Annotated in this window: 27 protein-coding genes; 7 read left to right on the plus strand and 20 right to left on the minus strand. The window is 70.1% G+C overall.

Going from position 1 to position 26,195, the window contains the following annotated elements; translation table 11 throughout:
* Window positions 1-86 precede the first annotated feature (86 nt).
* On the minus strand, window positions 87-860 hold the full coding sequence (locus OG729_RS08725; RefSeq protein ID WP_405805332.1) for a pyrimidine reductase family protein: 774 nt from the start codon (window positions 858-860) through the stop codon (window positions 87-89).
* Between OG729_RS08725 and zapE the strand changes: the two genes are divergently transcribed.
* The 4 genes from zapE (at window position 859) to OG729_RS08745 (ending at window position 4,509) form a co-directional block, all read left to right on the plus strand.
* Window positions 859-1,968 (plus strand): cell division protein ZapE, encoded by a 1,110-nt coding sequence (gene zapE / locus OG729_RS08730; RefSeq protein WP_405805334.1) that lies wholly within the window; start codon window positions 859-861, stop codon window positions 1,966-1,968. The two genes, OG729_RS08725 and zapE, sit on opposite strands and share 2 nt — an antisense overlap.
* 35 nt (window positions 1,969-2,003) lie before the next feature.
* A complete protein-coding gene (locus OG729_RS08735) occupies window positions 2,004-2,429 on the plus strand; it encodes an OsmC family protein (RefSeq protein WP_405805335.1) in 426 nt (141 codons plus the stop codon).
* A gap of 154 nt (window positions 2,430-2,583) precedes the next feature.
* Window positions 2,584-3,960, plus strand: a complete 1,377-nt coding sequence (locus OG729_RS08740; protein WP_360869187.1) for an alkaline phosphatase PhoX — start codon at window positions 2,584-2,586, stop codon at window positions 3,958-3,960.
* A gap of 138 nt (window positions 3,961-4,098) precedes the next feature.
* The gene (locus tag OG729_RS08745) at window positions 4,099-4,509 is read left to right on the plus strand and encodes a hypothetical protein (protein WP_405805337.1); all 411 of its coding nucleotides are present in this window, start codon (window positions 4,099-4,101) and stop codon (window positions 4,507-4,509) included.
* Between the two features lie 185 nt (window positions 4,510-4,694).
* Here OG729_RS08745 and OG729_RS08750 read toward each other — a convergent pair whose 3' ends face one another.
* Complete coding sequence (locus OG729_RS08750) at window positions 4,695-5,108, minus strand: organic hydroperoxide resistance protein (protein ID WP_360869192.1); 414 nt, start codon at window positions 5,106-5,108, stop codon at window positions 4,695-4,697.
* Window positions 5,109-5,206: 98 nt separating this feature from the next.
* On the opposite strand from OG729_RS08750, the gene OG729_RS08755 reads away from it, so the two are divergent.
* A complete protein-coding gene (locus tag OG729_RS08755; protein ID WP_405805339.1) occupies window positions 5,207-5,704 on the plus strand; it encodes a MarR family winged helix-turn-helix transcriptional regulator in 498 nt (165 codons plus the stop codon).
* A 102-nt stretch (window positions 5,705-5,806) separates the two neighbouring features.
* On the opposite strand, the gene OG729_RS08760 is transcribed toward OG729_RS08755, so the two are convergent.
* Both OG729_RS08760 and OG729_RS08765 read right to left on the minus strand, forming a co-directional pair.
* Window positions 5,807-7,231, minus strand: coding sequence for a S1 family peptidase (locus OG729_RS08760; RefSeq protein ID WP_405805340.1), 1,425 nt, complete (start codon window positions 7,229-7,231; stop codon window positions 5,807-5,809).
* Window positions 7,232-7,373: 142 nt separating this feature from the next.
* Window positions 7,374-7,859, minus strand: coding sequence for a cupin domain-containing protein (locus OG729_RS08765; RefSeq protein WP_405805342.1), 486 nt, complete (start codon window positions 7,857-7,859; stop codon window positions 7,374-7,376).
* Window positions 7,860-7,983: 124 nt separating this feature from the next.
* On the opposite strand from OG729_RS08765, the gene OG729_RS08770 reads away from it, so the two are divergent.
* Window positions 7,984-8,835, plus strand: a complete 852-nt coding sequence (locus OG729_RS08770; RefSeq protein ID WP_360869404.1) for a polysaccharide deacetylase family protein — start codon at window positions 7,984-7,986, stop codon at window positions 8,833-8,835.
* Window positions 8,836-8,868: 33 nt separating this feature from the next.
* Here the strand turns inward: OG729_RS08770 and OG729_RS08775 are convergent, their stop codons facing one another.
* Complete coding sequence (locus OG729_RS08775; protein WP_360869204.1) at window positions 8,869-9,045, minus strand: hypothetical protein; 177 nt, start codon at window positions 9,043-9,045, stop codon at window positions 8,869-8,871.
* A gap of 81 nt (window positions 9,046-9,126) precedes the next feature.
* Entirely contained in the window at window positions 9,127-9,804 is a 678-nt protein-coding gene (locus OG729_RS08780) for an AIM24 family protein (protein WP_360869207.1), read from the minus strand.
* An 81-nt stretch (window positions 9,805-9,885) separates the two neighbouring features.
* Here OG729_RS08780 and OG729_RS08785 point away from each other — a divergent pair, with 81 nt between their 5' ends.
* A complete protein-coding gene (locus tag OG729_RS08785; RefSeq protein ID WP_405805344.1) occupies window positions 9,886-10,683 on the plus strand; it encodes a peptidyl-tRNA hydrolase in 798 nt (265 codons plus the stop codon).
* A 151-nt stretch (window positions 10,684-10,834) separates the two neighbouring features.
* Here the strand turns inward: OG729_RS08785 and OG729_RS08790 are convergent, their stop codons facing one another.
* From OG729_RS08790 to OG729_RS08855, 14 genes are all read right to left on the minus strand, one after another.
* Complete coding sequence (locus tag OG729_RS08790; protein WP_405811092.1) at window positions 10,835-12,277, minus strand: helix-turn-helix domain-containing protein; 1,443 nt, start codon at window positions 12,275-12,277, stop codon at window positions 10,835-10,837.
* Between the two features lie 76 nt (window positions 12,278-12,353).
* Window positions 12,354-13,532: an MFS transporter gene (locus tag OG729_RS08795; protein WP_405805345.1), complete on the minus strand. Its 1,179-nt coding sequence runs from the start codon at window positions 13,530-13,532 to the stop codon at window positions 12,354-12,356.
* A gap of 4 nt (window positions 13,533-13,536) precedes the next feature.
* Window positions 13,537-14,730: an argininosuccinate synthase gene (locus tag OG729_RS08800; protein WP_360869215.1), complete on the minus strand. Its 1,194-nt coding sequence runs from the start codon at window positions 14,728-14,730 to the stop codon at window positions 13,537-13,539.
* A 10-nt stretch (window positions 14,731-14,740) separates the two neighbouring features.
* Window positions 14,741-16,141 (minus strand): argininosuccinate lyase, encoded by a 1,401-nt coding sequence (gene argH, locus OG729_RS08805; protein ID WP_405805347.1) that lies wholly within the window; start codon window positions 16,139-16,141, stop codon window positions 14,741-14,743.
* Window positions 16,142-16,143: 2 nt separating this feature from the next.
* A complete protein-coding gene (locus tag OG729_RS08810; RefSeq protein WP_405805349.1) occupies window positions 16,144-16,767 on the minus strand; it encodes a GNAT family N-acetyltransferase in 624 nt (207 codons plus the stop codon).
* Window positions 16,768-17,047: 280 nt separating this feature from the next.
* Window positions 17,048-18,484: an asparagine synthase C-terminal domain-containing protein gene (locus OG729_RS08815; RefSeq protein ID WP_405805351.1), complete on the minus strand. Its 1,437-nt coding sequence runs from the start codon at window positions 18,482-18,484 to the stop codon at window positions 17,048-17,050.
* Window positions 18,485-18,486: 2 nt separating this feature from the next.
* Complete coding sequence (locus OG729_RS08820) at window positions 18,487-19,266, minus strand: enoyl-CoA hydratase/isomerase family protein (protein ID WP_405805353.1); 780 nt, start codon at window positions 19,264-19,266, stop codon at window positions 18,487-18,489.
* 76 nt (window positions 19,267-19,342) lie between these two features.
* Entirely contained in the window at window positions 19,343-19,699 is a 357-nt protein-coding gene (locus tag OG729_RS08825; protein ID WP_405805354.1) for a rhodanese-like domain-containing protein, read from the minus strand.
* The gene (locus OG729_RS08830) at window positions 19,696-20,208 is read right to left on the minus strand and encodes a peroxiredoxin-like family protein (protein ID WP_405805356.1); all 513 of its coding nucleotides are present in this window, start codon (window positions 20,206-20,208) and stop codon (window positions 19,696-19,698) included. Before OG729_RS08830 ends, OG729_RS08825 begins: the two co-directional genes overlap by 4 nt.
* A 90-nt stretch (window positions 20,209-20,298) precedes the next feature.
* Complete coding sequence (locus tag OG729_RS08835) at window positions 20,299-21,021, minus strand: 4'-phosphopantetheinyl transferase (RefSeq protein ID WP_405805358.1); 723 nt, start codon at window positions 21,019-21,021, stop codon at window positions 20,299-20,301.
* A complete protein-coding gene (locus tag OG729_RS08840) occupies window positions 21,018-21,194 on the minus strand; it encodes an NAD(P)H-dependent oxidoreductase (protein WP_360869236.1) in 177 nt (58 codons plus the stop codon). The genes OG729_RS08835 and OG729_RS08840 overlap by 4 nt, the downstream gene beginning before the upstream one ends.
* 10 nt (window positions 21,195-21,204) lie before the next feature.
* Window positions 21,205-22,029 (minus strand): TauD/TfdA family dioxygenase, encoded by an 825-nt coding sequence (locus OG729_RS08845; protein ID WP_405805360.1) that lies wholly within the window; start codon window positions 22,027-22,029, stop codon window positions 21,205-21,207.
* A gap of 50 nt (window positions 22,030-22,079) precedes the next feature.
* The gene (locus OG729_RS08850) at window positions 22,080-22,337 is read right to left on the minus strand and encodes an acyl carrier protein (RefSeq protein ID WP_360869242.1); all 258 of its coding nucleotides are present in this window, start codon (window positions 22,335-22,337) and stop codon (window positions 22,080-22,082) included.
* Window positions 22,324-26,193, minus strand: a complete 3,870-nt coding sequence (locus OG729_RS08855; protein WP_405805361.1) for a non-ribosomal peptide synthetase — start codon at window positions 26,191-26,193, stop codon at window positions 22,324-22,326. The genes OG729_RS08850 and OG729_RS08855 overlap by 14 nt, the downstream gene beginning before the upstream one ends.
* Window positions 26,194-26,195: the final 2 nt, after the last annotated feature.

Below are 26,195 nucleotides of genomic sequence, written 5' to 3' on the forward strand. Positions count from 1 at the left end.
AACCATCCTGCCCCGTGCCTGACGGGGGTCTGCGAGACTAAGTGTGCCCGGCCGAAGCTAACCGGAACGACCAATTCCGCCGATTGTCAGATGTGACGGTAGCGGGTGAAGAGGAACCCCGCCTCCTCCAGCACCGAAGCCACGGCAAACCTCTCCGGAACGGCCAGCGCCGGGCCGCCGGCGATGCGCTGTGCCTCCCCCGCCGTCATCGTCGGCGACAGCGTCAGACACAGCTCGTCCAGCACCCCGGCCGCAACGAACTGGCCCAGCAGCCGCGGCCCGCCCTCGGTGAGCAGCCGCACCAGGCCGCGCTCCGCCAGCGCCCGGACCGCCCTGGCCGGCTCCACGCCGGGTCCGTCCCCGGCGATCACCACCTCCGCGCCCGCCTTCTCGGCGGTGCGGATACGGTCCGGGGGCGCCGCGGCCCCGGTCAGCACCAACGTCGGCACCAGCGGCTCGGCGAACAGCGGCAGCGAGAAGTCGAGGTCGAGCGAGGCGCTGACCACGGCGATCGCGGGCGCGGGGCCCTGACCGGCCGCGGCCCGCCGCTCCGCGAAGACCTCGCGGGCACGAGCGGGACGATAGCCCTCCAGCCGGACCGTTTCGGCGCCGACCACGACCACATCGGCGAGCCCGCGCAGTACACCGAAGATCCGCATGTCCGTCTCGGAGGAGATGGCCTGCGAGCGGCCCTCGTGCTGGGCGGCCCCGTCCAGCGTGGAGACCATGTTCGCCCGCAGCCAGGCCGGGCCGGTGGACCCGGTGCCCTCCGGATACGTATAGGCGTCGGCCAGCTCGTCCACGGACCACTCGCGGTCCTCGGCGGCTGTCTGGTCGGTCACAGGGAGCAGGCGTCGCATGCGATGCAGTCTTCCACGGCCCTTACAGTTGGGAACTGTGTCGACCAGTGCCATAACCGAAGCGGCCCCGCTCTCCCTCTGCGCCCGCGAGCCGCATGTCCCCGCCGAGCGGCTGGTGGCCGAGATGGTGCCGCCGCCGCGCTTCGACTCGGTGCGCTTCGAGACCTACGTCCCCGACCCGAACCGGCCCAGCCAGCGCGAGGCTGTCACGGTCCTGAGTTCCTTCGCCTCGGGCCTGGGCGGGGCGCACGCGAGCGGCTCCGGCCGGCGCAGGTGGTTCGCCAAGAAGCCCACGGCCCCCGCCGCCCCGCGCGGCGTCTATCTGGACGGCGGCTACGGCGTCGGCAAGACGCATCTGCTCGCCTCCCTCTGGCACGCCACCCCGGCAGAGCCTTCGCTCAAGGCCTTCGGCACGTTCGTCGAGCTGACGAATCTGGTCGGCGCGCTCGGCTTCCAGCAGACCGTGCAGACCCTGAGCGGACACCGGCTGCTCTGCATCGACGAATTCGAACTGGACGACCCGGGCGACACCGTCCTCGTATCGACGCTCCTCGGAAAGCTCGTCGACGCGGGCGTCGCGCTGGCGGCCACGTCCAACACGCTGCCCGGCAAGCTGGGCGAGGGCCGCTTCGCCTCCGCCGACTTCCTGCGCGAGATCCAGGGGCTCTCGGCGCGCTTCCGCCCGCTGCGGATCGACGGCGAGGACTACCGCCACCGGGGGCTGCCCGAGGCCCCTCCCCCGTACTCCGACGAACAGGTCACCAAGACCGCGTACGCCACCGACGGCGCGTCCCTGGACGACTTCCCGCAGCTGCTGGAGCATCTCGCGAAGGTGCATCCGAGCCGGTACGGGGCGCTCACCGACGGTCTGCGCGCCGTCTGCCTCACCGATGTGCAGCCCATTCCCGACCAGTCGACCGCACTGCGCTTGGTGGTACTCGCCGATCGGCTGTACGACCGCGAGGTGCCCGTGCTGGCCTCCGGGATGGCCTTCGACCGGCTCTTCAGCGAAGAGATGCTGAACGGCGGCTACCGGAAGAAGTACTTCCGGGCAATCTCCCGGCTGACGGCGCTGGCTCGGGACGCAAAGGGTCTGGTGGCGCAGTAGGTTTGGGGCCGTCACCCCGACCGAAGGGAAGCATCATGGCCGCTACGCGTACCGCCCACACCATCTGGGAGGGCGATCTCCTCAAGGGCTCGGGCGAGGTCACCCTCGACTCCTCCGGCAACGGCACCTTCGCCGTCTCGTGGCCGGCCCGCACCGAGCAGCCCGGCGGCAAGACCAGCCCGGAGGAACTGATCGCGGCCGCCCACTCCAGCTGCTACTCGATGGCGTTCTCCAACATCCTGGCCAAGGCCGGCCACGCGCCGACCCGCCTGGAGACCAAGGCCGACGTCACCTTCGTGCCGGGCGAGGGCATCACCGGCAGCCACATCACCGTGCGCGGCGAGGTCCCGGGCCTGGACAAGGACCGTTTTCTCGAGCTGGCCGAGGACGCCAAGAAGAACTGCCCCGTGAGCCAGGCGCTCGCCGGTACGACGATCACCCTGAGCGCCGAACTCGCCTGACACCCGGCCCTCGCACGGCCCGGCCACAACACGAGGCGCAGTGGCCCGCATGGTTACGTGTCACCGATGTGCGTGATACACACGTGCGGGTCACATCTCCTGTCCTCCCCCCCATAGCCTTCGGCATGGGAGGTACCCCACAGGGAGTTGCCTCATGTCTTCACGTTCCGAAGAGTCCGCAACACGACGTCAAGTCCTCGCACGCACCGGTGCGCTGAGCGCCGGAATCGCCTTCACCGGCGCCTTCTCCGAACTCTTCGCGGGCACTGCTGCGGCCCGCGGCCACAGCGGGTACGGCCCGCTCGTCCCCGACCCGGCCGGGCTGCTCGATCTGCCGAAAGGTTTCCGCTATCGGGTCCTTTCCCGCGAGGGTGATCAGCTGCGCTCCGGCGAAGGAAAGGTCCCCAGCAACCACGACGGCATGGGTGCTTTCGCGGGCAGCCGTGGGCGCGTGCACCTCGTCCGCAACCACGAGAACCGCGTCACTGCCAAGATCGGCGTCCCGACGGTCGAGGGCCTGACCTACGACCCGATGGGCAAGGGCGGCTGTACGACACTCGAGCTGGACGGCCGTAACAGCGTCCTGTCCGAGCGGGTCGCCATCGCCGGCACAGCCGTCAACTGCGCGGGCGGGCCAACCCCGTGGGGCACCTGGCTCACCTGCGAGGAGACCGAGGACCGAGCGGGTACCAACGGCTACACCAAGGACCACGGCTTCATCTTCGAGGTCGACGGCGCCGATCCACGCCGTACCGGAGCCGTGCCGCTCACCGCCATGGGCCGCTTCCAGCACGAGGCGATCGCCGTCGATCCGAGGCACGGGATCGTGTACGAGACGGAGGACGCCTTCGACCGGCCGTTCGGGCTCTTCTACCGCTTCCTGCCCGACAAACCGCTGGGCGGCACCGGTTCACTGCGCGCGGGCGGCGCCCTGGAGGCGATGCGAGTGCCGGGCGTGCCCGATCTGTCGGCGATCCAGGAGACCGGCGCGAGCTTCGACCGCGTCGAGTGGGTGCCCGTACCGGACAGCCAGGCGAAGCAGACGCCCATCAGGCTGCAGGACTTCGGCCCGAAGGGCATCACGCACGCGCAGAAACTGGAGGGCTGCTACTGGGGCGGCAGCTCGGTGTACTTCGTCTCCAGCTTCGCCGTGAGCAAGGCGGGCTCGGCGGCCGACCACTTCGGGCAGGTCTGGAAGTACGAGCCGCACCGGCGCCGGCTCACGCTGGTGATCGTCTTCGGTCCGGATACGGACATCCAGCTGCCCGGCGAGTCGCCCGACAACATCTGCCTCGCGCCCAGCGGCGGGCTGATGGTGTGCGAGGACGGGAACGGCGCGCAGCATGTGTTCGGGCTGACGAAGCGCGGCGAGGTCTACCCGATGGCGCGGGGCGCTCAGAACATCGGTACGCCCGAGGAGCCGGAGTGGGGCGAGTTCGCGGGCGTCACCTTCTCGCCGGACGAAAACACCATGTACGTCAACTGCTATACGCCCGGTACGACGTTCGCGGTCACCGGGCCGTGGTGCTGAGCGCTCCCGCAGATCGTCCCCCGCCAGCGCTGGGGCGCATCTCGGACGGCGAACACATCGACGTCGGGTCGTACGCCCACCGACGCCACCCCGGGCGGTCCCGCCGACAAGGCCACCGGCCTGGCGGAGATCGCCCGTATGGGTGAACGTCTCGCCGCTCTCCAGGACCGCCTGTACGCGGCGAGCAGCAAGCGCGACCGCCGCGGCCTCCTCCTTGTGCTCCAGGGCACGGACACCAGCGGCAAGGGCGCCGCACAAGCACACGCCGCGGAGATGCTCGCCCAGCTTCTGCTCGAACTAGCTGAGGTGGAGGGCCACTCCACGGAGAGGCAGACCACGTCGGTTCAGATTCGGCTGACCGAGATGACCGCCATGCTTGCCGCGCTCATCGCCGACTCCCTGATGAAGCTCGGCGACGACCGCGGCTCCCGGGGCTGGTACGAAACAGCCCGCCGCGCCGCTGAAGAGAGCGGAAACCTGGAACTCCGAGCGAGTCCCTTGTCAGGCGATGGTTCCTCCACCGTCGACGTACACCGTGGTGCCGGTTGAATACCTGTTGCCCGCGACGTACAGCACGGCCTCAGCGGCATCCGCCGCCTCTCCGACGCGCTGGACGGGCAGGCGCTGGGCAGCTGCCGCGTACACGCGGCGGCCGCTGGAGGGACGTGAAGCAGAAAGCGGCCACCCGGGAGTCCCACCCGGGCAGCCGCCACTGACCACTCGATGACGAGTGACTACTCGATGACGAGCTCGACCGGCAGGTTGCCGCGGGTCGCCTTGGAGTAGGGGCAGTACGCGTGGGTCTTCTCCAGCAGGTCGCGGCCCGCCTCGCCCTGCAGGTGGTCGGGCAGCTCGACCCGCATGATCACGGAGAGGCCGAAGCCGCCGTCGGTGTCCTTGCCGATGCTGACCTCGGCGGTCACCGAGGCGTCCTTGACGTCGATCTTCTCCTGGCGGCCTATGGCGCCCATCGCGCTGGCGAAGCAGGCGGCGTACCCGGCGGCGAAGAGCTGCTCGGGGTTGGTGCCCTGTCCATTGCCGCCCAGCGCCTGGGGGTGGGCGAGCGGCAGGTCGATGTGGCCGTCGGAGCTGACGGCGCGGCCTTCGCGACCGTTGGCAGTGGCGACAGCGGTGTAGAGCGCGTCCATGAGTTGCATTCCTCTGCGTCCGTGGAGAACCGTTGCCACTACTACAGCACACAATTCAGTTGTGCACAACTTAATGGCGCGCGGAGTACGCTGGCCTCATGGAGAAGACGACGTTGACGACCGTGCCGGACGAGGACTTCCTCCGCCTCGACTACCAGATCTGCTTCACGCTGCACGCCGCGTCCCGCGCCTTCAACAGCGTCTACCGGACCGTGCTGAAGGATCTGCGCCTCACCTATCCGCAGTACCTGGTGATGCTGGTGCTGTGGGAGCACGGCGAGCTGCCGGTGAAGCAGATCGGCGAGCATCTGCGCCTCGACTCGGGCACCCTGTCGCCTCTGCTCAAGCGCCTGGAGGCGGCGGGCTACGTGGAGCGCAGGCGCAGCCCGGATGACGAGCGCTCCGTCACCGCCCGGCCCACGGCCGCCGGCACCGAGCTGCGCGAGAAGGCGCTGGGCGTACCGCGCCGGATCGCCGCGGCCACCGGCATGCCCCTGGAGCGCATCCGTGAGCTGCGCGCCGACCTCGAAGCGCTGACCGCCACTCTGGACGGCGCGGGCCTGGACACTCCCGACTGCGCGACCGAGGACGACTGACGGTCACGGCCGGCCGAGACGGGCAGGGCGCCGGCCTGACGCCGACGCACCACGAGGCCCCGGACATCCGCCGACGTCCGGGGCCTCTCGCTGCTGTCGGCGTCAGCCGCTCTGGCCGCTGTTGTCGCTCGGGCTGATCTGGCCCAGGCCGTCGTCGGCCGCGCCGCCGTTGTGGTCACCGCCGGCGCCCGCGTCCGCCGCGCCGCCGTTGTTGTCCGCGGCACCGCCGCCGTTGTTGTCGGCCGCGCCGCCGTTGTCGTCGGCGCCACCGGCAGCGTTGTTGTCCGCAGCACCGCCACCGTTGTCGTCCGCCGCGCCACCGGCGGCGTTGTCATCGGCGCCACCGGCAGCGTTGTCCTGACCGCCGCCGTTGCCCTGACCGCCGCCGTTGCCCTGACCGGCGCCGTCGCCGATCTGGGCGCCGACCGCCGCCAATGCCGTCGTCACGGGCTGGAAGAACGTCTCGCCGCCCTGGGTGCAGTCACCGCTGCCGCCCGAGGTGAGGCCGACCGCGCTGCCGTCCTGGGTGAAGAGCGAGCCGCCGCTGTCACCCGGCTCCGCGCAGACATCGGTCTGGATGAGCCCGGTGACGGTGCCCTCCGGGTAGTTCACCGTGGCGTTGAGCCCGGTCACCGAGCCATCCTTCAGACCGGTGGTGCTGCCCATCCGGAAGACCTGCTGCCCGACCGCCGCGTCCGCCGCCTGCTTGATCTGCACCGTCTGCCCGTTGCCGACGTCGACCGCGCTCGCGGCCTGGGTCGCCGGGTCGTCGTACTTGACGAGGGCGAAGTCGCCGTCGCCCGGGAACGTCGCCGCCTCGACCGTAGCGATGGGCTGGCCGTTCGCGGCCTCCGACCACTGCTTCGCCGCGACCCCGCAGTGGCCCGCGGTCAGGAAGCCGGGGCTGCCGTCCTGAGTCGTCACATTGAAGCCGAGCGAGCAGCGGGCGCCACCGCCGAAGATGGCGTCGCCGCCTTCGAGGAGGGGCTTGAACTCACCCGCGGACTTCTTGATCCGGGCCATACCGTCGCCCAGGGACTTCACTGCCGTCTCGAGTCTGTCCCACTTGCCGCCGGAGACCGTACGGTCCGCCGTGACGAGGATCTGGTTGGTCTTGGGGTCGACGGCCCACGCCGTTCCGGGGATGGTGGCCTTCTGGGCCAGCGTGCCGGCGGCGGCCTTCAGCTCGCCCACGCTGTTCTCGACGCTCCGCGCCACCGCGCCGGCCTTCTTGACCTGGACGACCAGGTCGTTGTCGTTGCCCACGACGTTCACGACGAGCTGCTGCTTGTCGGCGTCGTAGTACGCCCCGCCGTATGCCTCGCCGAGCTTCTCACCCAGCTGCTGGACGAGTTGTGCCGCCGATGCGGCGCTCAGCTTCTCGGGGGCCGACCGTGCTTCGGATCCCGATCCGGATCCGGACTGCGAGGCGTTCGCGTTCGGCAGCAGGATGGCCGCGGCGGCGACGCCCACCGCTCCTGCTCCCGCGAGAATTGCCTTCCGCTTCGAAATTCTCCTGTGACTCAACTCGTCGCCTCCTGTAGGGGGGTACGGAGACCGGTTGCCGACGGAAACCGGGAAACGCGTCCGACCCTTGATACGGATGGGGCGTGAGTTGTACTCATCAACGGTGTGGAAAAAATCCTCTGACGGACCGTAAGCCAGAGCCCTACAAGGGCAGTTGGGTGCCGCAACGGCTGCAGTAACGTGCAGCGATGTCCTCGGCGGGACGGTCACAGCCCGGGCAGATCCGGTTCAGCAGACAGGCCGCTTCGCCGCCCTCGGGCCCGGCGGCGCTGCGGATGGAGAGCCCCGGACGACGGCTGTGCACCGTCACATACACCAGTCCGTTTTCGTCGGCGAACAGTGAACGCCGGGTGCGGTGCGGCAGCCAGGCCACACAGCCGGGCTCCAACGGCTGCTGCCCGCCGTCCGTTTCCAGCCGTCCGCTGCCGCTGAGCACGCACAGCAGCACATCGAGTTCCGGGTCCGAATGACCGGCGACCCGGGCGCCTGCCGGCATGCGGATGATGTTCGCGTCCAGCTGCCGCCCTTCCTCGGAGAGCCGCCACAGCGCCCCTCCCCGGTCGTCCGGCACATCGTGAAGCAGCTCCGCGATACGGGCGAGCACACCGGCCGCAGGGGGCACAGCCATGTCCTTCCTTTCACACACCCGGAGGAACCCGGACCCGACGCGGGAGAGCCGCGCTCCGATAGTCGGATTGATCGGATACGTTCCGCCTGTGACCTTTTTCGTACGAATTACTGCCGTGACCACCATGGGAGCCGTACTCGTCGGCTGCGGAAGCGGCGTCGGCAGCGAAGCCAACCCCGCATCCACGGCAGCACCCGGCAGCACGGCCGCCGCTCCGGCAGCGCCGCAGCCGGGGAAGCCTATCGAGAAGCCAACGAAGAAGAAGGTTCCCACGATCGCACCCGGGCCCAGTGGGATGACGCCCGTCTTCGAGCGCGCCCCCAAGGCGACGAGTAATACGGCGCCGAAGACCGTCGCGCTCACCTTCGACGCCGATATGACCGCCGGCCAGGGGCCGCGGGCGGCGCGCGGCGAGCGCTTCGACAACCCCGGCCTGATCGCCTCGCTGCGGAAGCTGAACGTCCCGTCGACCGTCTTCATGACCGGCCGCTGGGCCGAGGAGTACCCCGACCAGGCGAAGGCGATCGGCAACGACCCGCTCTTCGAGATCGCCAATCACTCGTACAGCCACTACGCCTTCAAGTCCCCCTGCTACGGCCTGCCGGTCGTCGAGAAGAACAGCATGCGGGCCGACGTGGAGCGGGCCTTCGCCGCGTTCAAGAAGGCCGGGGTGCGCAATGTGGTGCCGTACTTCCGCTTCCCCGGCGGCTGTTACAGCGACGCCGCCCTGCGCGCTCTCGCCCCCGTGCAGGTGACGGCGGTCCAGTGGGACGTGGTCAGTGGCGACGCCTTCGCGACGGACGCCGACGCGGTTGCCGAGCAGGTGCTCGCGGGGGTCCGGCCGGGGTCGCTGGTGGTCATGCACTGCACGCGCAGCGCGGCACCTGTCACCGAGCAGGCGGTGCGGAGGATCGTCCCCGAACTGCGCAAGCGGGGCTATCGCTTTGTGAAGGTCTCGGACCTTATGCGGGGCTAGGGTCGGCCGGCGGCTTACTTCCCGCTCGGCCCGCTAGCCCGAGCACGCCGTCCGCTGGGCCTCCTGCCACTCGCAGACGGGGCAGAGCGTCGCGCCCCTGACCGACTCCGGATACTCCGTCGGCTTCCGGCAGAGCACGCATTCGGCCCACGGCGGGCCACCGGCCGCTACGGGCGCGGGGGCCGTTGTCTCGCAGTACGGCTCGTCCATGTGTACGAGGTTAACTCGCGTCCGACGAGACGTCCGCGCCGCGGAGCGCGCACAGGCCAGGGCGCCCGCGGCGGCGGAGTTTCAGTTGGCAGACGCCTTCTGCGGGGTGAGCTCGCTGGGACGTACGATCACAAATCCCTCGCCCTGGAGCATCAGCTGGACGGCCTCGCCCGAGCCACCGCGGATCATCGAGCCGATGGACTGCGAGCGGTGCAGCGAGGTGTTCAGCTGGGCGCTCCAGCCGACGACCGCGTCCGTGTCGACGTACACGGGCTGCTGGGCGGTGACGGGTATGACGATGGGGTTGCCCTCGCAGATGACAGCAAGCTTTCCGTAGCCGGTGAAGACGCTGTTGAAGAGGCCGCCGCCGGTCATGCCGGCGCCCTTCACCATCTTGATCTCGTACGAGAGGCTGGCGTCGAAACAGAGGACGTTGCGGCCGTTGACGGTCAGGGCGTCGCCCTGGTCGATGTCGACGATGAAGCAGTTGGCGGCCTCGTGCGCGAACCACGCCTCACCCTGGCCGCGGACCGCCATCAACGGCAGGCCCTCGCCGGTGACGGCGCGCTTGAGCATGCCCCCGATGCCCTGGCCCTTGCGCTCGAACTGGAGATTTCCGCGGAAGGCGATCATCGATCCCTGTCGCGCGTGCATCTCGCCGTTGACGGCGTACTTGATCGACTTGGCGTTCTGCAGGGTCATGCCGGGCGCGGTCGCCTGCTGCGCCATGTTCTCAGTGGCGAAGAGATCACTTTTCATGGGGTGCATCGTGGCCCGGAGGGATTCGTTCCGCCAACAGTCCCGGCAGAGCGGGACAGGGCGGCTGGCAGACTGGCTGGTGTGAGCAGCGAAGAAACCCGCCCGGGCAGCCCCTCCGCCAGTCCGTCCGACGGTCCTTCCGGCGGTCCTTCCGGCGGTCCGTCCGACAGCCCTTTCCGGCACGAGAACATCGCGCGCGACGAGGCCCCCCAGTTTGTGCTTCCGCTGGTGGTGCGCATCGAGAAGGCCGAACCCCCGGCGCGTACCGACGCGCTGGAGACCGCGGCCCGCGCGGTGCTCGAAATCCTCAGCGACGAGCGATCGCTGGGCGACGGCCAGTGGTCGCAGGCGATGCGGGACTGGCAGGACGCCCGGATCCGCAAGGTGGTGCGGCGGGCGCGGGGCGCCGAGTGGCGCAAGGCGTCGGCGCTGGAGGGCATCACGGTGACGGGTGAGGCCGCCGAGGTACGGGTCTTCCCGCCCGTCCCGCTGGACGGCTGGCCCAAGGAGCTGGCCAAGCTGCAGGTCTCGGGCACGGACCTGGACGACCCCGAGCCGCCGGCCGCGCCCGACCTCGCGGGGCCGGTCCTCTGGCTGAGCCCCGATGTCGACATGTCGGCCGGCAAGGCGATGGCGCAGGCCGGGCACGGTGCGCAACTGGCCTGGTGGGAACTGTCGGAGGCGGACCGCAAGGCGTGGCGGGAGGCCGGTTTTCCGCTGTCCGTACGCACCGCCGAGCCCGCGCGGTGGGGAAAACTCACGGTCAGCGGGCTGCCGGTGGTGCGGGACGCGGGTTTCACGGAGATCGCGCCCGGGAAAACGGTTGCAGTCGAGGGGATCGAGCGCATCAGGTCTCTGCCGCATCCACCACGGGCGTGACCCACTCCTCCACCAGCCCAGGACGCGCCGCAGCGACAAGTAACCGAACCTGCCTCGGCGCGCGTCGGTCGTGCCCGCATCCGCGCTCGGCTGCGAGAACGGTGACCGGGTTGCAGCCGCGACCACGCTTCAGCCGGCTTCCCGGTCTCGATCACATTGCGTACAGCACCTCTCGGAACTCGGGCTCGTACGCATGCTGCTTGGAACCCACGAACGCCGGCTTTCCCTGGAAATCAGCCGCCCGGCGCAGCGCCTTCGTGCGTTCGGACTCGGAATCCAGGTGTTGCGCCAGCCCAGTTGCGTACGCGCGCAGCAGGTCAGGCAACTGATAGTGGCGCTCGTCATGCTGCCGAATCAGGTGTGCACCGGCGAGATTGCGCAGCAACAGCGAAGCCTCATCCTGGCCGACACCCGCAGTCGCCGCGGCAGCGGCGGCGTTGATCGCATGGCTGGGGAGCAGGCCAAGGAGCCGGAACATGCGAGCAGTTGACTCGTCGAGCGTGATGTAGGAGGCGTCGAACGCATGACGAAGCACGACGTCGCCCGCGGCGAGGTCCAGCCGGGCCTGCTCAGGTTTCAGATCGGTGGCAAGAGTGCCGGCGGTGTTGTGGCGATGGCTCACGACGTGCTCGCCGGCCAGCACCAGCGCCAGCGGGAGATGCCCACAGCGTTCGGCCAGCACGGCCACGGCGGCGGGGTCGGCTTCGGCGCTCACGTCGCCGATGATCGAACGGATCAGCAGGGCCGCCTCCGGCCGCGACAGCTCCGGCAAGGTCAGCGTGACGGCGCCCACCAGGGATATCAACCCGGGCAGTCGCGAGCGGCTGGTCACCACGACGGCGCATCCCGGAGAGCCGGGCAGCAGGGGGAGGATCTGCTGGGCGTCCGCGGCGTTGTCCAGTACCAGCAGCACCTCGCGGCCGTGCAGGACCGAACGGAAGGTGGCGGCTCTTTGCTCCAGATCCGCCGGGATGTGCTCGGTGGGCACGCCCAGAGCGCGAAGCAGGTCCGCCAGGACGTCGAACGGTGCGGCCGCGGTTCCTGACCCGGGGCCCTGCAGGTCGACGAACAGCTGCCCGTCGGCGAAGTGCCCGTCGTTGACGGCCCGGTGTGCCGACTGAACCGCCAGTGCGGTCTTCCCCACGCCCGGTGGTCCATCGATGACCGCGACAGGTACCGCAAGGGACTGCTCATCGGCACGCAGCACCTTGTCGAGCCGGTTCAGGTAATGCTGTCGTCCGACGAAGTTGTGCTTCGTTGCGGGTAGTTGGGCGGGATGAACCCATCCTTGCTGTTGCCGAGCGGCTGCTTCCAGAGCCGTGGCGATGGTGGTGAACGTATCGCCGACGTTCAGCGCTCGGTCGCAGGCCTCCGCGAAGTTCACCGACGGCGATCGCTTGTCCGTCTCGACCTTGCTGACGTGACCTCGGTCGAAGTGCACCCGAGAGGCCAGCTGGGCGAGCGACAGCCCCAGGTGCTGACGGCGAGCCCGCAGCAGCTGTCCGAACGTCGCCGGAGCGCCAACGGCCGGTCTGCGGTCGGTACCCCTGGGGGAAAGCTGGGCTGCTTCAGAGCTCTGCGCTGTTTCTCGCATGATTGTCCATACCTCTCGATCCGTGGATAGCTTCCAAGCGGCCGGCCCCAAAGACACGCCTTCGCCCACCCGGGCCTCAGCGCACCTGGGCCCGCCGCAGGAAGGCAGCCACCGTGGTGATCATGGCCAGGACCCACAGCGCCGCCAGCGACCAGGGCATGCCGTGGGAGCCCCACACATCCATGGCCGCACCGGCATAAGGGGGTCCGAGGATGCCGCCGATTCCCCAGACGATGGCGAACGCCGTGTTGCCGAGGAGCAGGCTCTCCCCGTCGAGGTTGGCGCCCAGGATGCTCAGCACCAGGGGGTAGCCCGAGAAGGCGATGCCGCCCCACACCGCCACCATCGGCCACAGCCAGATCCCCCAGCCCATGGCCGCGGGCAGCAGCAGCGCGCCCGCCGTGCCCACCGTGAGGGAGAGCAGCAGCGCGGTGCGGCCGCCGAGGCGGTCGGCCAGCCAGCCCAGCGGGAACTGCAGGGTCATCTGGCCGACGAGCAGCACCGTGAGGGCCAGCTCGCCCTGTCCGGCCGGGAGGCCCGCCGAGTCCGCGTACAAGGGCAGGAACTGGAGCGTGACGGCGTCGAAGACGGAGATCGCCAGGACCGCCACCAGCAGGACCGACAGCTGCCGCGTCAACGATCCCACCGGCACCCGGCCCGAGGCGCCCATGTCCGGCACCCGGGCCTTCTCGGTCCACAGCGGCCACAGCGCGACCAGTGGGCAGACCACCGCCACGGTGAGGGCCAGCGCCTCGGAGTTGTCCGAGGCGCTGAGGATCGCCGGGCCGACACAGAACCCCAGGGCGAGCACCGAGGTGTACGCGGTGAGCAGCCGGCCGCGATGGGTGACGTCCGCGTTCTCGCTGATCCATGTCTCGCTCAGGATGAACATGGCGACCGCGCAACTGCCAAGCACCGCACGGAGGATGAACCACAGCGCCAGGCTGTCCGTCACGGCGAACAGGCCCAGGATCGCCGAGCTGCCGACCGCTGCGGCCACCATCAGCCGCCGGGCCCCCAGCCGGCGCACCAGTGCGGGGATCAACGCGGCGGTGAGGACCATGCCCAGCGGGGTCATCGCCCCGTTCAGCCCGATCACGGTGCCCGACGCGCCCCGCTCCTCCAGCATGCGGGACAACAGGGGGTAGGTGATGCCCAGCGTCATTCCGAAGACGCCGATGATGACGATGGGCCCCACCGCGGCACGGAACGCGCCGGTGTTCTGCTCACGGGGCAGCGTAGAGAGTGAACCCACCACGTCAGCCGTTCACTTTGTTCCACACCCGGCTGGGCAGGCTGAAGATGTCGATGAACCCTTCCGCGCTGCTCTGGTCGAACGTGCAGTCATTGCCGTACGTGACCAACTCATGGCGGTACATGGAGCGTTCGGCGGACCGCGCGGCGACGGACATGCCACCCTTGTAGAGCTTCAGGGTGATCTCACCGGTGACCGTGCGCTGGGTCGAGCCGACGAAGGCGTCCAGGGCCGCGCGCAGCGGGCCGTGCCACAGGCCGTCGTACACGGTCTTGCTGTACGTCGCCTCCAGCTGACGCTTCTGGTTGAGCACGTCCACCGGTAGCGTGAGGTTCTCCAGCTCCTGATGGGCCCGGATGAGCAGCAGCATGCCCGGGGCCTCGTACAGCTCCCGTGACTTGACGCCCACCACGCGGTTCTCCAGCATGTCGATCCGCCCCACGGCGTGCCGGCCGCCGAGCGTGTTGAGCCGGCCGAGGAGCTCCAGCGGTGCGAAGCGTTCACCGTCGAGCGTGACGGGGATGCCGCCCTCGAAGCCGATGGTGACGTAGCCCGCGGTGTCCGGGGCCGCCTCGGGAGCCGTCGTCAGGGACCAGACCTCCTCGGTCGGCTCCCAGGAGAGGTCCTCGATCAGGCCGGCCTCGACATTGCGGCCGAGGATGTTCAGATCGATGGCCCAGGGCTTCTCCTTGGAGACGTGCGGCTCGATGCCGTACTTCTCCGAGTAGGCGATGGTGTCGGCTCGGCTGAAGGACCACACCCGGGCCGGTGCGAGGATCTCCAGGCCGGAGTCCAGGAGACCCACCGTCAGGTCGAGCCGGACCTGGTCGTTGCCCTTGCCGGTGCAGCCGTGCGCGACGGCGTTGCAGTCGTACTCGTGGGCCGTCTCCACGAGGAGTTCGCCGATGAGCGGGCGGCCCAGCGCCGACGAGAGCGGGTACTGCCCGTCGTAGAGGGCGTTCGCCTGGATCGCGGGAAAGCCGAACTCGCTGACGAAGCGCTCCTTCGCGTCCACGACGATCGAGACGTCGGCGCCCGCCACCAGGGCCTTCTCCCGGATCGGTGCCAGCTCGTCGCCCTGTCCCAGGTCCGCGGCCATCGCCACGATGAAGTCGGCGCCCATCTCATGGCGCAGGTAGGGGATGCAGGCGGTGGTGTCCACGCCGCCCGAGTAGGCCAGCACAACACGCTTGGACATGAAAGCTCCTTTAGTTGATCTCGGCGTTGCGCCGACGCAGTTCCACAGCTGCTTTGCGTACGAGGACGGGGGACGTGCCACCCGGGGAGGTACGGCGTGCGACGGCGTACTCGACGGTGAGCACCTCGGCGGGCAGGGCCTCGAACAGGGCGTCGAAGTCAGCCAGTTCGGCCGGCGAGGAGTCCTTGAGCTCGCGGCCCTGGACGCCCAGCCACTTGACGAGACCGCCGACGACGCTGTGCGCTTCACGGAACGGCAGGCCCCGCTCCGCCACCAGCCAGTCGGCGACATCGGTGGCCACCGTGTTGCCGAGGGCCGCGTCGCTGCGGGTCTTCTCCGGCCGGAAGGTGATGCCGCGCAGCATCGCCTCGACCGCCCGCACGCTCAGTTCGAGGTTGTCGGCCGCGTCGAAGAGGGCTTCCTTGTCCTCCTGCATGTCCCGGCTGTACGCGAGCGGCAGCCCCTTCATGACGGTGAGCAGCGCCATCAGATCGCCGAAGATCCGGCCGGACTTCGCCCGCATCAGTTCGGGCAGGTCCGGGTTGCGCTTCTGCGGCATGATCGACGATCCGGCGCAGAGGTCCTCGGGAAGCTTGATGAATCCGAACTGCGGAGTGCTCCAGATGACCATCTCTTCGCCGAGCCGCGAGACGTGCACGGCGAGCGTGGCTCCTGCGGACAGGTAGTCGAGGATGAAGTCCCGGTCCGAGACGGCGTCGAGCGAGTTGTGGGTCACGCCCCGGAAGCCGAGCCGGCGCGCGGTGTCGTACGGGTCGATCGGATAGCCCGTGCCGGCGAGGGCAGCCGCTCCCAGGGGCGACTCGTCGAGGCGGCGGCGGGCCGAGCGAAGCCGGTCGCGGTCCCGGAGGAACATCTCCCCGTAGGCGAGGAGATGGTGCCCGATGGTCACCGGCTGCGCGCACTGGAGGTGGGTGAAGCCCGGCATGACATCGGCGTGATGAGCCTCGGCCCGGTCCGCGATGACCTCGATCACCCGGACCAGGAGTGCGTCAAGGCGGTCGATCGCGTCCCGCACCCACAGCCTGGCGTCGACCGCGACCTGGTCATTGCGGGAGCGGGCGGTGTGCAGCCGGCCCGCCGTCGGCCCGATGAGGTCCCGCAGCCGGGCCTCCACGTTCATGTGGACGTCTTCGAGACCGGGGTCGAAGGTGAAGTCGCCCGACTTGATCTCACCCCTGATCTGCTCCAGACCCGCGACGATCTGCTCCGCCTCCGCCGGGGAGATCACCTCGCACTTGGCGAGCATGTGGGCGTGTGCGATCGAGCCGTCGATGTCCTGCTGGGCCAGCCGGTAGTCGAAGCGGACCGAGGCGTTGATCTCCTCCAGGAGCGAGCTGCCACCGGTGAGCCAGCCCTCCCAGACCTGGTCCTCGCGCGTGGTGTCGGTCATCTTCACCGGGCTCCTTGTCGCATCAGTACGGCCACCTTGAACTCGAAGGAGCAGGCGAACTCCCGCCGCTTCCGGCGGATTTCACGCAGTCGGTAGGCGCTGCACAGCCATTGCGCCTTGTACAGGACGGAGAGGAAGAGCTTTCGCCGCAGCGAACCGCGGGTGAACTCGGCCTCGTCCGCGAGGATGTCGAACCCCGCTTCCGCGGAGAGCCGCCCCATGCCCGGCGAGCAGAAGAACAGCAGGAGCTTGCGGTCGGCCGACTTCAGGGTGCGCAGGGCACCCTGCAGCAGCTGGCGCCCGAGGCCCCGGCCGCGGTACTCCTCGAAAAGGAAGACCACGGCTATCTCGCTCCAGCGGCCTACGAGATGGTGCACGAGCAGTGCGCCGGCCAGCTTGCCGGTCTTGGGGCTGACCAGAGCGAATATGTCTCTGCGCCCGGTCCACTCGGCGGCGCTGTAGCCGGTGATGTCGGGCGAGTCCTTGATCTGGCGCATGATCTCGGCGGCCTCGTACCGGGTGAGCGGCCGGCGCTGCAACTCGAACTCGCCGAGGGCTCCTTGCGCGAGGTCGTCCGCCCGGAGCGGAATCGGCGAGGCCTTGGCTTCCCTTACTGAATACGGCATAGCTGTGTCTTCCTTGAATCGGTCACGAAGGAGACTCGTCAGGGCCCTTTAGGCCCTTCCCACTGAATTAAGCGATGGATTCGCATGCGGTGGATTCACATCTCGTATTTCGGAATGCACCAGAGGCACTCCGGCCGAGAATCCTGCCACAGCCGAGCAACTAATCTAACCCTCATGTGAAATTGCTCACCGGGGAATTTAGCGTCAACATTACTGCATCTCAAGGGAGTTGAGGTGCCTGTCCCATGAGCCTCGGTGAATCCCACATTCCAGGATTCACTCAACCGCGAGTATTCGGAGAAAATTCACGGAAACGACGTACGGCCCGTTCGAAAAGCGCCCAGGGATCGGTGGGCTCCAATTCTCCCTGTGCCGCCCGGTCCAGGAGTTCGGCGAAGCAGGCCTGGTACACGGCCTGCCGGTCCGTGCTGCCCGTCTCCTTCTCGAGGCGTCGCATCACGCCGTCCTGCAGACCGCCGCCGTGGTGGACGGCGATCTTCTTGCGCCAGGCGATCGGCTCGGGCACGCGGCGGCCCATCGCGGTGCGCAGGTGGTACTTCTCCCGGCCCGCCCGCACCTTGCACTCGGGCGTGGTCTCCAGCGCCACCCGCATCACGGGCCAGGCCCAGAAGGGGTGATGGGCACGGGTGCCGTAGGCGAGCGGCATCCGGTTGGAGAGCTCGTTGCTGCGGCGGGTGCGGTCGACCGCCGACAGGACCTGGTCGATCAGCTCGTCGTGGTGGTCGAAGGGGCGGTAGAGCCCCGCGTTGATCAGGTCGCTGCCATAGCCGGTCAGAAGCACCCGGTCGGCCGGGACGGCGCCGAGGCGCTGCACCGAGGTGGCCGTCAACGCGACCTCCACCACCTCGGGTTCGGTGACGCCCAGCCAGCGGACGGCCTCCGGGATCGAGGCGATGATGTCGTCCTCGGTCAGGTGCACCGGCTCGAGCCCGATGCCGAGCTCCGTGCAGAGCTCGGCCGCATCGGCGAGCTCGTCGCCCCACGGGGTGCCCACGCTGTACGGGGTGACGGACAGCCCGGCGGTGGCCGCGAGATGGGTCACCGTGCCGGAGTCGATGCCACCGGACAGCAGGGTGGCGTAGCCCGTGCCCGCCGGGGTGGTCGCGTCGATGCGCTCGATCTCTGCGGTCAGGGCTTCGAGTTGGGCCTCGCCCGCGGTCAGTGGATCGTCGCGGTACGGGTCGCGGAAGTCGCCGAGCGGGTCGTGGGTGTCGGCGGCGTCCGTCAGCCACTGGCCGGCGGTGTACCGGGTCCGGGACACGATGCCGTCCGGCAGTCGGCTCACGCCGCGCAGCAGCGTGCCGCGCTCGTGGCCGGCGGCGGCGCCGGTCAGCACGACGGGCAGGCCGAGCGCGGGCAGGACGAGCGGCGCGAGCAGCAGGTCGGTGAAGTACGCGAACAGGCCCCGCATCCGGTTGGCCGCGTAGTAGACCGGGTTCTCGTTGAGTGCGGACACACGGACGGTGACGGCATCCGGGTCGATGCGCAGGGTGCAGGACGTCATGGGGTCCCGGCTGCCGGCCTGCGGCGTCAGGGTGCCGACGTCGAGGACGAACGGCGGATTGTCGGGGAGGGCCGTCCCCGCGGGTCCCCGGTGGTACACGTGCAGATCGCCGAGTTCGGCGTGGACCGCCGCCGCGGCCAGGTCGGGCGCGGAGGCATTGGTGACGACGCACCACTTGCTGAGCGGAGCCATGGTCAGGCCTTTCCGATGATGCGGCGCATGCGCTGCTGGGCTTCGCCCGCCGAGAACGCGGTGCGGTGGGATCGCTTGCCCTCTTCACGCACGCGTCGAAGGCCCTGGACGTAGGGGCCGTTGACCCGGCCGCGGGTCGACTGGACCGCGGCCGCGGTGTACTGGGCGATGCGCCGGCCGTGGTCGAGGGCGCGCTCCAAGAGCTCTTCGGGGGGCGTCACTTCGTGCAGGAGACGGTCGGCCAGGGCCCGCTCGGCGGGCCATTCGGCGCAGGTGTAGAGCATGTCCTGCATCACGCTGCGGCCCACCACCGTCTCCAGCATGTAGCCGCCGAAGTTGCAGGCGATACCCACCTTGAACTCTGGCATCACGAGCTTCGACGCGCTGCTGCCGATGCGCAGGTCGCAGCAGAGCGCGATCTGCAGCCCGACGCCGATGGCGAAGCCGTCGATGGCGGCCACCACGGGCTTGGATATCCCGGCGATGGTGCTGTACAGGTCCGTGATGTCGTCGATCCAGGCATCGACCTCGTCGCCGCCGGAGAACTCCGACACCTCATTGAAGTCACCACCGGCGCCGAAGGACCGGCCTGCTCCGCCGTACAGGACGACACAGCGCACGCCGTCGTCGCCGTCCAGGTCCAGCATCAGCCGGGTCAGCTCGCGCATCCTCGCCCGGCTGAACGGGTTCTGTTCATGCGCCTGCGAGAACTCCACCAGGGCCACCGCTCCGGGCAGCACCTCACAGGCGATGCTCTGCGTCACAACCTCAGTCGTCGTCACGTCTTCTCCTTGTACAACTGACGGCAAAACAGGGGTATTCATCGGATATCAAGCGTGCGCGTCGCGGCTCCGGGGCTCAGTACTCGGGCAGGCCGGGGTCGATCTGCCGCGCCCAGGCGATGACGCCGCCCTCCAGGTGGACGGCATCGGTGAAGCCGGCCGCGAGCACCGCGGCCAGTACCGCGCGGGTGCGTACCCCGGTCCTGCAGTAGAAGACGGGCCTGCGGTCCGCGCTCAAGGACGCCAGTGCCGACCCGTCCAGCCAGGCGGCCTTGGGCACCAGGCGGGCGCCGGGGATGCGCACGATCTCCCATTCGTGGGGCTCACGGACGTCGACGAGGTCGATCGGGGCGTCCCGGTCGAGCAGCTCCTTGAGTTCGGTCGGGGCGATCGCGGGGGTCGCGGCGGCCGGTGCCTGTTCGCCGCGGCTCACAGCTCGCCCCGGGCCGGATAGTCGTTCTCATTGATCCAGCGGACCGTCTCGACGACCTCGTCGAGGTGCGGGCGCAGGAAGGGCATGGTGGTCTGCACCGCCGCGTACAAGGTGCCGTCCGGGCGGACGAGGAACAGGCCGGGCTCATTGAACTCGTTGGGCTGGCCCTCCTTGATGGCCTTCGAGAGGTGCAGGCCCCACTCCCGCATCGACTCCATGCCGAGCCCGTAGCCGATCGGCACCCGGGTGATGTTCCACTCCTGGACGGCCCGCTGGGCGCGGCCCGCGTCGTCTCCGCTCACCGCGAGGACCCGGTCCACGCCGACCTCGGCGAACTGGTCGATGAGACCGTCGAGTTCCGTCACATGGGCCCGGCACATGGGGCAGTGCACCCCCCGGTAGAAGACCACCAGGCTGAACTTGTCCGGCTGCTGGTCGGCGAGGACCCACCGGCCCCCTCCGACCAGGGGTACATCCAGAACGGGCACGGGCTGTCGGGGCTTGAGCACGGACGACTCCTCCAGGAGAGACAACGGTGGGCCCGGCGGGCTGCCGGGTCCGACGGGAGCCCGGCTCAAGGCGAACCGGGACGGATGGATCTAGCGGGAACTGCTGGTCGGTTCAGGCGACTTGCACCAGGGGAGCGGCCGGGCAGCCGCCGGCCCCGGCACCGAGACCGCGGTGAGCAGCAGGCCGCGACGCACGGTCCAGCTCCCCCGGAACGGACCTGGCCACCGGCCACCGGCCGACAGGCCGGACCGCAGCACGTGCGCCGTGAAGGTCCTTGCGCGGGCGTCGACTTCGACCCGTACTTGCTCGAACCCCAGCCACAGGCCGGTGAGCGGATACCACGCCTTGTAGACGCTCTCCTTGGCGCTGAACACGAGCCGGTCCCAGCACACCTCGGGCCGGGCCGCAGACAAGTCCGCGATCCAGGAGCGTTCCTGAGGGATGGTCACAAGATCCAGTACTTGCTCGCTGGCCAGCGGCAGGTTGGGCTCGGCGTCCACGCCCACCGCGCGCACGTCCGCGGACCGGGCCACGACGGCCGCCCGGTAACCCGGGCAGTGGGTCATGCTCCCGACCGTGGCCCCCGGCCAGACCGGCGCGCCCCGGGTACCGGGCGGGATCGGCCCGGCCGTCTCCCCCAGCCGCGCCAGCGCCGCCCGGGCGCAGACGCGTACGGCGGCGAACTCCCGGCGGCGCGCCGGCACCGCCGCGGCCAGGCCGCGCTCCTCCTCCGGGAACAGCGTGACCGCCGCCGACGGGTCCCCGAAGGACTCGGCGACCTCGTGCGGAGCGCACAGCACCTCCTCGATCACCTCGGCGCCCGCTGCCCGGCGTAGAGCGGCATCATCAGCTCCACTCCACCGATGAGCCGGACCTCGGCGCCGAGCCGCTCGGCGGCGGTCAGCACCACGCGCAGCGCCTGCTCGGCCGTCGATCCGGGCCTCGGTGAGCCACCGACGCCCACCACTTTCACGGTCTGTCGCACGGGCCGGGTCCTAGGCCGCGTCGGACAGGGTCAGCTGCCCGCGGAACAGGACGCGGGTGCCGCCCTCACCGATGGCGGTACGGCCGTGCAGCGTCCGCTGGTTGTCGATGACCAGCAGGTCCCCCACCTGCCAGCGGTGCGTGTAGGCATAGCGCTCGGAGCGCAGGAAGGCGTCGAGCTCGGCGAAGAACTCCTCGGACCGCTCCGGCGCCATGCCCTTGACCCGGACCTCCCAGGAGCGCTGTTCGATGTCCCGGGGGAAGGCCGTCGCGAGGTTCAGGGACTTCACCCGGCCGTAGTCGCGGGTCGCCGGGATCGTGTACCAGTCCTCGGGAACGTTGGGGAAGTACCCGCGCTCCGTCACCAGATATTCGAGCTCGTGCTCCTCGAGGACCTGGCGCAGATGCTCGGGCATCTCGTCCCACGCGGTCAGCTGGTCGCTGACGTATGTCTCGCCGGAGCCCGGGGCGTCGGAGAAGTCGGCCGCGTACAGAATGATCAGGTCGACGCGCTCGCCCACCAGCAGGCCGTCCGTGTGGATGGGCAGCGGCCCGCGGCCCGTCACCACCTTCCCCTTGTCCCGGGAGGCGTTGAGCTTGAGCAGGTCGGCCTGCCCCTCGCCGAACTTGTGGTCGACGCGGTCGCCGAGCGAGCGAACGAGCAGCTTGAAGTCGTCCTCGTCCAGGTCCATTCCCCTGACCAGGGCGCAGCCGCTGTCGAGCGCGGCCCGCCTCGCCTGCCGGGCGAGGTCCTGGACGGAGGTCTCCGGGTTCCAGGGGAGCAGTGCGCCCAAACCGGACGGGGTCAGCTGCTGGTGTGCGAGGTCTTCGGACATGCTGCTTTCCTTCTGGGTGAGTTGGTGCGGGCTCGCCGGACGGCCTGATATCAGCCGGACGGGCGGGTGAGCCGGGCGATGCGGGTGATCTCGGCCTCGAGGCGGGCCACCGTCGCCGGCTGGGCGAACAGGGGCTCCATCTCCAGGTCGATGTCGAACCTGTCCTCCAGGGCGGACAGGATCTGGATCAGGGCGGCCGAGTTGACCCCGGCGCTGATCAGGTCCAGCTCGGGCCGGTCGGTCAGAGACGGGAAGCCGTGTGCCGCCAACTCCTCGTGGATCGCGGCGCGTACATCAGATCCGGTCATTGCTCTTCGCTCCTTCGATCGCGTCTGTGACCCGGTGGGTGTGGTTGCCGCGGAACATGTCGAAGTGCCCACCGGCCAGGACCGCGACCTCCGCCCGGTGCGCGATCTCGGCCCAGGCGGCGTCGTCCGGTTCCGCGGGCGCCTCGGCGGCCCGGAACTCGACGAGCGGCACGTCGGCGGGGAGCGGTGTCCACTCGCGCAGCAGCGTCAGGTTCTGCCGGTAGACCGCGAACCTGGTCCTGAGCTCCGGGTCCTCGGCCGCCTGCGCGGGATCGATGCGTACGCCGCTGGTCTCCTGTACGTCCCTCAGGAACCCCTCGATCGCCGGTTCGCCCGGCCCGGCGGCCCGGCGGTGGGTCGCCCCGGAGGCGGGGGTGTCCACCACCACCACGCGCGCCACGGCCCTGTCACAGGCCCGGGCGGCCTCGAATGCCAGGGCACCGCCGAAGGACCACCCGGCGAAGACGAGAGGCACGCCGTCGGTCAGGGCCTGCCCGGGCAGCTCCCGCAGACAGCGCCGGGCGAGCCCGGCGAGCGAGTCGCCGCCCTCGGCGGCGGTGGGCAACGGCGCGTCCAGGCCCACGACATGCACGTCGATATCGCCCGTGAGCTCCCGGATCAGGTCGGAGTAGCAGGTGACACCGCCACCCACCGGCGGGAAGAGGACCAGCCGGAGCCGGGGTGTGGCGCCGGCCCGCGGCTGGTGCGTCCAGATGCCCGGCGTTCCCGCGGCGCGGGTTCCCCGGCAGAGGCCGGCCAGGCCCGCCACCGTGGGGTGTGCCATGAAGTCCCCGAACGGCACCGTATGACCGAACCTGCTGCGCAGCAGCGAGAGCAGCCGGATGGCGTCGTACGAACCGCCGCCCGCCTCGAAGAAGGACTCCTGGCCGGGGGTCTCGCCGAGGACTTCCTGCCAGCAGCGGGCGACGTCATGGCTGTACAGGTCCTGGCCGAGCACGTCCTGCGCAACGGCGGTCTGGGCCAAGGGAGTTGACCCGCCCACCGCGGTGTCCGCGAGCGGCAGCGCCGCCAGCCTGCGGCGGTCCAGCTTGCCGTTGCCGTTCAGCGGGAGTTTGTCGAGCGGGACCAGGGCGTCGGGCAGCATGTAGTGCGGCAGCGTGTCCTTGATCATCGCGGACACGTCGTCGCGCCAGCTGTCCGGGGCGTCGGCGGCGAGGGTGACGTAGGCGACGAGCTTCTTGCGGCGTCCGTCGCCCCGGACGCACACGGCGCAGCGGCGGATGCCGGGTGCGCCTTCCAGGCGGTGCTCGATCTCCCCGAGTTCCACCCGGTGGCCGTTCAGCTTGACCTGGTTGTCGGTGCGCCCCAGGAATTCGACCACCCCGTCGGGCTGGCGCCGGCCGCGGTCACCCGTGCGGTAGATCCTGCCGAACACCGGGTCGGCGAGGAAGGCGGCCGCGGTCTTCACGGGGTCGTTGGCGTAGCCGTCGGCGACCCCGGCCCCGGCGATGTGGATCTCGCCGATCTGCCAGGCCGGACAGACGTTCCGCTCGGCGTCGAGGACCAGGATGTCCTGGCCCGGCAGGGCCCTGCCATAGGGGATGGAGCGGCCCGCGCGGTCCGCCTCGGTCACCCGGTGGGAGATCGACCAGATCGCCCCCTCCGTCGCCCCGCCCAGACTGACCACCGCCGAGCCGGGCGCAAGTTGCTCGAGGGCCCCCGGCAGGGTCAGCGGGATCCAGTCCCCGCTCAGCAGGAAGGCCCGCACCGACGGTACGGCGCGCCCCTCCTCCGCGAAGAGCGAGGCCAGCGCCGGCGCCGAGTTCCACAGGGTCACCCCGTGCCGCTCGACGAGGTCGGCCCACTGTGCGGGGCTCTTGGCGCTCTCCTCCGAAAGCATCACCACGGAGCCGCCGCGCAGCAGCGGGCCGAAGACGTCGTACACGGACAGGTCGAAGCCGATCGAGGACACGGAGAGCACCCGGTCGGTCCGCGCGACACCGAACTCCTCGTTCACTGCGTCGATCGTGTTGAGGACCGCCGCGTGCGAAAGGACCACGCCCTTCGGTTCGCCGGTCGAGCCCGAGGTGAAGATGACATAGGCCGTGGGACCGGGGGCCGCGTATCCCGTACGTTCCCGGGGCGCGGCCGGGCCGGACGGCAGCGGCAAGGGGTGCACCCCGCGTGCGGTCCAGCGCTCGTCGGTGGCCGGCTGCCCTTCGGTGATCGCGAACCGGATGTCGCCGCGGCGCGCGATGCTGTCGAGGCGGCCGTGCGGCGTGCCGTGGTCCAGCGGAATGTAGACGCACCCGGCGAGCAGGCTGCCCAGGATGGCGATCACCTGACCGCGACCCCGCGGCAGTTGGACGGCGACCCGGTCCCCACTCTCGGCACCAGTGGCGCTCAGGAGATCCGCGACCGCTGTGGCCCGGTCGGCCAGTTCGGCATAGCTCAGGCTGCCCAGCGCGTCGTGGACCGCGGGTGCTTCGGGGCTGGCGGCGGCGCACTGCAGGAAGCGGCCCTGCAAGGTCTCGGCCACCGGGACACCAACGGCCGGTACGGCGACGGCAGTTCGGGCCGTTGCGGGCACCGGGGTGCGTACCGGAGGACTTGTCCAGCTCTCGTCCGACGCGGCCAGCTCGCCCACGAAGTCCGCGCACCGCGCCACGAAGTCCTCGGCGAAGCCGGGGTCGAAGGCGTCCGCCCGCCAGTCGAAGCCGAGCCGGACGGTGCCGTCGGACTCCCTGATCACCTGGTGGTCGATGAGCACTTGCGGCACCCGCAACTGGACCTCGTCCCAGCGGCGGCGCAGCCCCAGGGCGGCCTCGCCCGCGCCGTCGGCCTCGATGGCGGTGAAGGCGAAGGGGTGGGTGAGCCGGCGCAGGTCGGCCGCGGGGTCGGCAAGCCGTGCGATCTCTGCGCCACTGAGCGACCCGTGCATCGCCTGCGTGAGGTAGCTGCTCTGCACGGCCCGCGCGATGTCCGCGAAGCTCCGGCCGGTCGTGGCCGGGATCTCCAACGGCATGGTGGTGCCCCGATTGCCCAGGGTGGCGGCGGTCGGCGGGGCGGTCTGCCGGGTGCGCAGCACCGTGATCGTGTGGGGGCATCCGCCGCCGAGCCGGCCCAGGACGACGCCGTAGACCGCGAGGTAGACCATCGCGGGGGTCAGCCCGTGGGCACTCGCCCGGTCGCAGACGCGCTGCCCCGCCGTGGCGTCGACCGTGACCATGCGATGGGTCACCCGTGGCCCGGCCTGGCGCCACTCGGGTCCAAGGGGTAGTTCCGCGGGGTCGGGAAGTGCCGCCGCCCGCTCGCGCCAGAAGCGTTCGTCGCGTGGCGAGCGGTCACGCCGCGGCCGCCGCGACGTCTGCTCCCGGACCGCCGGGGTCCGCGCGCCCTGGGCGCCGGCACCGGCGTGGTCGGCGACCAGTTCGGTGAGGAACACCGCGAGCGACGCCGCGTCCATCAGCCACAGCGAGTAGACGAGGTGCAGCCGGGCCCGGTCCACTGTGCGCACCACCGTGACCTCGAGCTGCGGCCAGTCACCGAAGGCGAAGTCCTCAGCCGTGCAAGCCCGGCGGACCGCGTCGTTCGCGGTGTCGAAGTCGGCGGTCTCGACCCAGCGGACGTCCGCGTCGACGTGCCGCGCGGCGTCCTGCGGCAGGGCATGCAGGGAGAGACCGGCAGACGCGCCGATGCGCAGGATGTCGTTGTCCCGCACCAGCCTGCGCAGCCGGGCACCGACCTGGGCGACACGGTCCGTGCTCAGGTCACAGCTCAGGTAGTAGCGTGCGGGCCCGCTCAGTTCCAGACCGTCCTGGCCGCCCACCAGGTAGGCGCGCTGGATCGGGCTCAGTGCCGGCTGCGCGGGCCCCACCGGAGAAGTCTGCGTCATGG

Origin of the sequence: Streptomyces sp. NBC_00210, from assembly GCF_045160975.1 — a bacterium.
In the GTDB taxonomy this organism is placed as follows: domain Bacteria; phylum Actinomycetota; class Actinomycetes; order Streptomycetales; family Streptomycetaceae; genus Streptomyces.